Raw genomic sequence first — 6816 nt, 5'->3', positions numbered from 1 at the left:
GCGTATAATCGTCGGCAGCGTCAGATGTGTATAAGAGACAGGGGCGGCGGCGGGCGGTAGCCCGGCACGACGATCACCCGGCTTCCCGGCGGCGGCACGATCACCGAAGGACCGCCATAGGGAGAACCGCCATACCAGGAGCCGCGGTCACGCGGGCCATGCGCGTCCGCCGCCGTTGGAAGAACGGCCAGCGCCAGCGCACCGGCCATGCCCAGCACCGCCATGCGGGCCGCCGGACGGAACACCGCGGCCACGCCCGGAGGACGCATGCGGTGGAGGAACGTGGGGATCAGCGCGCTCATGCCGGCCTTCCTTCGCAGGTCCGGCGGCGCCCCTCGACCGAAGTCCGTCGGCCGAAGCCCGGCGCCGCCTCACTGGGATGAACAGGCGGCCCTGCCGGACTATTCCCGGACGGCCGTATGGCCGAATGGCTTCAATGGCTCATCAGGACCGGAACCGTCATGTGCTCCAGCATGTAGCGGGTCATGCCCCCCAGCACCTGTTCGCGCAGCCGCGAGCGGCCATAGGCGCCCATGACCAGAAGATCGCAGGATTCGTCGGCGACGGTGTTCAGCAGCGTGTCGCCCGGATCGATCTGGTCGGTCACGATGTGGGTGGCCTCCACACGGCAGCCGTGGCGCGACAGATGCTTGGCGATGTCGGCGCCCGGCTCGTCGCCGATGCCGGCAGGACCGGCCTTGGGGTTGACGGCCATCACCACCACGCGCTTGGCAGCGGTCAGGATGGGCATCGCGTCGGCCACCGCGCGGGCCGCTTCACGGCTGCCGTTCCAGGCCACCAGCACGCGCTCCCCGATGTGAGGGAAAGAGCCGGCGTAGGGCACGACCAGCAGCGGACGCCCGCATTCGAACACCAGATCCTGCGGCAGAGCGATCGGGCGGTCACGGTCGCGGTGCGGGTCGGCCTGCCCGATCACCACCACGTCGGCGTAGCGCCCATGCAGCGCCGCGCTGTCCGTCGGGTGGCCATAGAGGATCCGCCATTCCGAGTGGTCGGTCAGGCCGTTGCGGCGCACCGCGTCGGTGAAGAGAGCCTCCGCCCTGGCGGTCTGGTTCTCGGTGTAGCCGCGCTGCATGGCGCGCACCTCGTCCGGCAGCTCCGCCTCGACATAGCCCGGCAGGGTCAGCGGAACGATGGGGTAGAGGCCGGTGATGTGGCTGTCGGTGCGCGCGGCCAGTTGGGCGGCGGCATCGATTCGCGCCGCAGCGGCGGCGGTGTCGTCGACGACCACCAGCAGATCCTTGAGTGCCATGGCGATTCTCCCTCGCTCGCGCGGGTGGGCGATCGTTGTGCACCACCTCTTCTCGCGCATTGGTCGAAATTATAGCCCGGCATGGCCCTCTCTGACGATGGTCAGAATAGGGAACGCTGGCATGACGCATCTGCGCGCGCCGCCGGTCCGATCGCCGGCCTAGGATTCGACCATTCGCGGCCTTTCGCAGCCCCGGCAACCTGCCGTGGTCCGGCACGGATCGGCACGCCGCCTCCGGCCCCGCCCGCCACCGATGCCGCAAAATCAATCACCGCCAATCGAAACATCAACCGTGATTTGCATGAATACCCGAGTATGAAGGTCGGTTCTGTCGTCGGGCAACTATAGTGGGGCGATGCTTTCCACCGTCTTCGGCGGCTTTGGTTTTGACGGGCAGGCATTCTTTCGCGTAAGTGTTGATCGTGGTTTTCCCAACGGTGTCTCGACCATTCCCGCCCATGAAGCCGGACCCTCACCTCGCCTCCCTTGCCGCAGCCCTGTCCGGCACCGCTTCCGGGGCTCCGGCGCTCGACACCCTGCGGCAGCTTCTCGACGTCATACCGGCGATGGTCGGCCTGCTCGACACGCAGCGGCGGCACCTCTACGCCAACCAGGCGTATCTGGACTATATGGGCCGCAAGCTGGACTCCCTCATCGGGACCACGGTGGGCGACATCCTCGGGCCGGAAACCCAGCGCAACAACAGCGCCGCGGTTGAGCGCGCGCTGGACGGCGAGACGGTGCAGGTGGAGGGCTGGCTTCCCCGATCCGGCGGCGGCAACGACTACGTGACGCGGGTGCACGCGCCCTACCGCGGCCCGGACGGCTCCATCGCCGGCTATTTCGTCATCATGCAGAACATGACGGAGCGGCGGCGCACCCAGGACGACCTCTTCCGGCTGGCCTACTACGACCCGGTGACCGGGCTGGCGAACCGGCTCCTGCTGGTCAAGCACATGGCCGATTTCCACGGCATGGGGGAACCCTTCACGCTGGTCATCGTGGATTTCGACCGCTTCGTCGACGTGCGCACCAGCCTGGGCCAGAGCTTCGCCAACGAGATCCTGACCGATGTCGCCACGCGGCTGAGCGTGCGGGCCGGTTCGGTGGACCTGATCGCCCGCATCAGCGACCACGCCTTCGCGCTGCTGATCGGCGGCACGCAGGACCCGCTGGCGGTGGAAGAGCGGCTGGCCACCATCGCGTCGCTGGTCCGCTCCGCCAAGACGGCGTCGGGCGCCTCGGTTTTCCTGTCGGCCAGCATCGGCGTTGCCGCCTCCTGCGACACCCACACCCGGCCCGAGGACGTGCTGCGCGACGCGGAGATCGCCACCGGCCGCGCCCGCGAGCAGGGCGGCGGGCGCCACGCCTGGTTCGACCCGGCCATGCACGCCCGCGTCGTCGAGCAGGTGCGGCTGGAGCACGACCTGCGCCGCGCCCTGGAGCGCGGCGAGGAGCTGTGGGTCGCCTACCAGCCGATCGTCGAGATGGTCACCGGCGGTCTGGCCGGATTCGAGGCTCTGGTGCGCTGGAACCATCCGGAGCGCGGCAACATCCCCCCCGGCGTCTTCATTCCAATCGCCGAGAGCACCGGCCTGATCGTCACGCTGGGCGCCTGGGTGCTGCGCGAGGCGTGCCGGCAGATCGCCGCATGGCAGGATCAGCGCCTGCCCGGCTCCGCCAACCTGTTCATGAGCATCAACCTGTCCACCCGCCAGTTGAACGACCCCGACATGGTCTCGCTGGTGCGCGACGTTCTGCGCGAAACCGGGGCCGAGCCGTCCTGGATCAAGCTGGAGATCACCGAAAGCGCGGTCATGGAAAAGGCCGAGCAGTCGATCCGCCTGCTGCAGACCCTGCGCGGGCTGGGCATCAAGATGTCCATCGACGACTTCGGCACCGGCTATTCGTCGCTGTCCTACCTGCACAAGCTGCCCATCGACAGCCTGAAGGTGGACCGCTCCTTCGTCATGGCCATGCACCAGTCGGAGGAAAACCGCGCCATCGTCCGCATCATCATGGATCTGGCGCGACTCCTCGGCTTCGACGTCATCGCCGAGGGCATCGAGACGAGCGCCGACGCCAACCTGCTGCGCGCGCTGGCCTGCGACTATGGGCAGGGCTACCATTTCGCCCGTCCGATGCCCGCCGCCGACGCCGACCGGCTGGTCGGGGCCGAGCATCTTCCCTGGCAGGTGCCGCGCTGAGCGGCTGATGCCGCTCCGTTTTCAAGACGGAGCGGCATCGCTTTTTCCCTTCAATAATAGGGCGCGCCAAGCCCTTCGGCCTCGAACGCCGCCATGACCGCGGGCCGCTCCAGCACGCGGGCGAGGTAGGGGCCGAGGTTGGGCAGGCTGCGCGCCGGCGTGCCCATGAAGCGGGTCCAGCGGGCCAGCATGAACAGGTAGGGATCGACGGCGCTGTAGCGGTCGCCCAGGAACCACGCCTTATCACCCAGTTGACGGTCCAGCAGCGTGAAGCGCTCCAGCAGCCGCGCTTCCGCCATCGCCTTGACCGAGGCCTGCGCCTCCGCCCCTTTGGCGTGACGCTCCGGGTAGAAATAGACCAGCATGTCGGCCTGGACGGTGTTGGTCAGGAAGACCAGCCACTGGTAGAAATGCGCGCGCTCCGCCGTGCCGGGCGCGGGGGCCAGCCCGGCGGCCGGGTGCGAATCGGCCAGATGCAGGCAGATCGCTGCAGCCTCGAACAGCACCAGATCGCCGTCGACCAGCGTCGGCACCCGTCCGTTGGGGTTCAGCCGCAGATAGTCCGGCGCCTTGTGCGCGGCGGTGGCGCGGTCCAGCAGGACCAGGTCAAAGGACAGCCCGATCTCGCGCAGCAGGATGTGCGGGGCCATCGACGCGCTGCTCGGCATTCCATACAAGGTGATCATCGTTCCCCTTCTCTTCCGAAACTCCGGAGCTTGTGCAACGGGCCTGGGCGCCATGCAGGATGGGAATGCCCGCCCCACCCCCCGATTCTCCGGCTTTGTCAGGAGGGCCAACCATGCCTATGATCGGGAGCGCCGTTTAACATTTTCAACAGCGGCGAACCAGCATCGGCAACGACCGACTCCGGCAGCGAACACAGGGATAGAGATCATGACCGAACAGGGCGTCGCGGCGACTGAAAGTTCTGGGCCCGACAATCATGGCGCCGGAAACTCCGCCGCCAGCCGCGACAAGGCGTATTTCCTCCACCCCTACACCAACCTGCACGCGCACGAGACCCAGGGCCCGCTGATCATCGAGCGCGGCGAGGGCGTGCGAGTCTTCGACGACAGCGGCAAGGAATACATCGAGGGTCTCGCCAGCCTGTGGTGCGTGTCGCTGGGCTGGGGCGAGGAGCGTCTTGTCGAAGCCGCCACCCGCCAGATGCGCAAGCTGCCGACCTACCATGTGTTCGGCCACAAGAGCCACGAGCCGGGCATCGATCTGGCCGAGCGGCTGATCAAGCTGGCCCCGGTGCCGATGTCCAAGGTGTTCTTCGCCAACTCCGGGTCGGAGGCGAACGACACCGCCGTCAAGCTGGTCTGGTACTACAACAACGCGCTGGGCCGCCCGGAGAAGAAGAAGATCCTGTCTCGCGTGAAGGCCTATCACGGCGTCACCGTGGCGACGGCCAGCCTGACCGGCCTGGTGAACAACCACCGCGATTTCGACCTGCCCATCGCGCGCATCCATCACACCGACTGCCCGCACCACTACCGCTTCGCCGAGCCGGGCGAGAGCGAGGAGGCCTTCGCGACCCGTCTGGCGGAAAGCTTGGAGGCGCTGATCCTGGCCGAGGGGCCGGAGACCATCGCCGCCATGTTCGCCGAGCCGGTGATGGGGGCCGGCGGCGTCATCGTTCCGCCCGCGACCTACTTCGCGAAGATCCAGCCGATCCTGAAGAAGTACGACATCCTCCTGGTCGCCGATGAGGTGATCTGCGGCTTCGGGCGCACCGGCAATTTCTGGGGCAGCCAGACCATGGGCATGCAGCCGGACATCATAACCTGCGCCAAGCAGCTGTCCTCCGGCTATCTGCCGATCTCCGCCGTGATGGTGTCGGACGCGGTCTACCGGGCCTGCGTCGAGGAGAGCAAGACGATCGGCACCTTCGGCCACGGCTACACCTACTCCGCCCATCCGGTGGCGGCGGCGGTCGCGATCGAGACGCTGAAAATCTACGAGGAGCGGGACCTGATCGGCCATGTCCGCGCCGTCGCCCCGCTGTTCCAGCGCCGGCTGAAGGCCCTGGCCGACCATCCGCTGGTCGGCGAGGCGCGCGGCGTCGGGCTGATCGGCGCCCTCGAACTGGTCGCCGACAAGGAGACCAAGACCCCGTTCGATCCGGTGGGCCGGGCCGGCGCCGTCGTGAACGGGCTGAGCCAGGAGAACGGCCTGATCATCCGCGCCATGGGCGACAGCGTGGCGGTCTGCCCGCCGCTGGTCATCGGCGAGGAGGACATCAACCTGATGTTCGACCGCCTGACCACCGCGCTGGACGCCGCGATCCCCGTCCTGCGCGGGTAACGGCCGGTTCCGCGACGAGAAAGGGCCGCCCCGCCATCCGGCGCGGGCGGCCCTTTTCATTCGATGAGAGGCGTCAGGACCGGGCGGTGTTGATGACGTGCGACGAGACCGGCACGCCCGCCGCCGCCGCGTCGCGGATCAGCGCGTCGGCGGTCGGCCAGACCATGCGCCCGTCCAACTGCACCAGCGTGTCCTCGCGCACGGCTATGTAGCCGCCCACGCTCGCCATATAGATCAGCCGCGCCAGACGCTCCGGCCGCGGCGCGGGCTCCACCGGCTGGGCCACCGCCTCGGCGCGGGCCGGGGACGGCCCCGCGGGACGCCGCGGCAGAGACGGCGCCGGGGAGACCGCCGGGGAGACCATTGCGGCGGGGGCCGGACGGAAGGGGATGACCTTGCTGCCGCCGGGACCGGTGGCACCATGGCTCAATTCCGGGCCGGACATTCGCCGGCCACGCACGCTGTCGAACGTCAGAACGGCACTCATCGCACGACACTCCCCATCAACGGCTTGACGAACCCTCTCACTTGCTCCCTGTCTTCGTCCATACGACCTTGTTCGTAAAAGAATAAGACAATGGTATTCGGCACAATCGGACAGGAGATACTTTGATCTTTGCTGTCCGTTATATGTTGATAATATTCACGATCACTTGCTATCATCAACGAAATGCAGGGACGAAAGGGTGTTTCACAGCCTCGGCAACAGCGCGACGGGTGACGAACATGAATCGCCCCGCGCGGACCATCGTCCATAGGTCGAATGGCCCCGCGGCGGCGGATCGGCGAGAATTGCTTCCTTGCCGGGCAGACCTTTTGACCTCGGTCAATGCCGGGTGGCAACACGGCAACGATCATGCCATCTTCCTAACGTGCTAGGCCCGGTGGCTGGACCGCCCGGACGGCACCCGCCCCTTCGGATGAATGCGAACGGAACGCGCGATGGATTACGAGAGCTTTTTCCGCACCCAGATCGCCAGCCTGAAACAGGATGGCCGCTACCGGGTCTTCGCCAACCTCGAACGG

At 67.4% G+C, this 6816-nt stretch carries 7 protein-coding genes; 2 read left to right on the top strand and 5 right to left on the bottom strand.

All coding sequences use genetic code 11. From position 1 onward, the window contains the following. Positions 1-20: 20 nt before the first annotated feature. A complete protein-coding gene (locus Q4I23_RS28855) occupies positions 21-302 on the bottom strand; it encodes a hypothetical protein (protein WP_498528489.1) in 282 nt (93 codons plus the stop codon). Between the two features lie 131 nt (positions 303-433). Next, on the bottom strand, positions 434-1273 hold the full coding sequence (locus Q4I23_RS28850) for a universal stress protein (protein WP_498528488.1): 840 nt from the start codon (positions 1271-1273) through the stop codon (positions 434-436). A 458-nt stretch (positions 1274-1731) separates the two neighbouring features. Here Q4I23_RS28850 and Q4I23_RS28845 point away from each other — a divergent pair, with 458 nt between their 5' ends. Further along, positions 1732-3480 (top strand): putative bifunctional diguanylate cyclase/phosphodiesterase, encoded by a 1749-nt coding sequence (locus Q4I23_RS28845; RefSeq protein ID WP_454018796.1) that lies wholly within the window; start codon positions 1732-1734, stop codon positions 3478-3480. Positions 3481-3530: 50 nt separating this feature from the next. On the opposite strand, the gene Q4I23_RS28840 is transcribed toward Q4I23_RS28845, so the two are convergent. Further along, the gene (locus Q4I23_RS28840) at positions 3531-4166 is read right to left on the bottom strand and encodes a glutathione S-transferase family protein (protein ID WP_498528487.1); all 636 of its coding nucleotides are present in this window, start codon (positions 4164-4166) and stop codon (positions 3531-3533) included. A gap of 208 nt (positions 4167-4374) precedes the next feature. Here Q4I23_RS28840 and Q4I23_RS28835 point away from each other — a divergent pair, with 208 nt between their 5' ends. Beyond that, on the top strand, positions 4375-5790 hold the full coding sequence (locus Q4I23_RS28835; RefSeq protein WP_498528486.1) for an aspartate aminotransferase family protein: 1416 nt from the start codon (positions 4375-4377) through the stop codon (positions 5788-5790). Positions 5791-5863: 73 nt separating this feature from the next. Here the strand turns inward: Q4I23_RS28835 and Q4I23_RS28830 are convergent, their stop codons facing one another. Continuing rightward, positions 5864-6277 (bottom strand): hypothetical protein, encoded by a 414-nt coding sequence (locus Q4I23_RS28830; protein WP_498528485.1) that lies wholly within the window; start codon positions 6275-6277, stop codon positions 5864-5866. Next, on the bottom strand, positions 6274-6648 hold the full coding sequence (locus tag Q4I23_RS28825) for a hypothetical protein (protein WP_498528484.1): 375 nt from the start codon (positions 6646-6648) through the stop codon (positions 6274-6276). Before Q4I23_RS28825 ends, Q4I23_RS28830 begins: the two co-directional genes overlap by 4 nt. Positions 6649-6816 lie beyond the last annotated feature (168 nt).

This window comes from Azospirillum sp. UFLA03-27 (genome assembly GCF_059803775.1).
This window is presented reverse-complemented; position numbering and strand designations above follow the sequence as displayed.

Coding starts and splice junctions, on each gene's coding strand:
- Q4I23_RS28855 (WP_498528489.1), bottom strand. CDS start 302: ATGAGCGCGCTGATCCCCACGTTCCTCCACCGCATGCGTCCTCCGGGC.
- Q4I23_RS28850 (WP_498528488.1), bottom strand. CDS start 1,273: ATGGCACTCAAGGATCTGCTGGTGGTCGTCGACGACACCGCCGCCGCT.
- Q4I23_RS28845 (WP_454018796.1), top strand. CDS start 1,732: ATGAAGCCGGACCCTCACCTCGCCTCCCTTGCCGCAGCCCTGTCCGGC.
- Q4I23_RS28840 (WP_498528487.1), bottom strand. CDS start 4,166: ATGATCACCTTGTATGGAATGCCGAGCAGCGCGTCGATGGCCCCGCAC.
- Q4I23_RS28835 (WP_498528486.1), top strand. CDS start 4,375: ATGACCGAACAGGGCGTCGCGGCGACTGAAAGTTCTGGGCCCGACAAT.
- Q4I23_RS28830 (WP_498528485.1), bottom strand. CDS start 6,277: ATGAGTGCCGTTCTGACGTTCGACAGCGTGCGTGGCCGGCGAATGTCC.
- Q4I23_RS28825 (WP_498528484.1), bottom strand. CDS start 6,648: ATGATCGTTGCCGTGTTGCCACCCGGCATTGACCGAGGTCAAAAGGTC.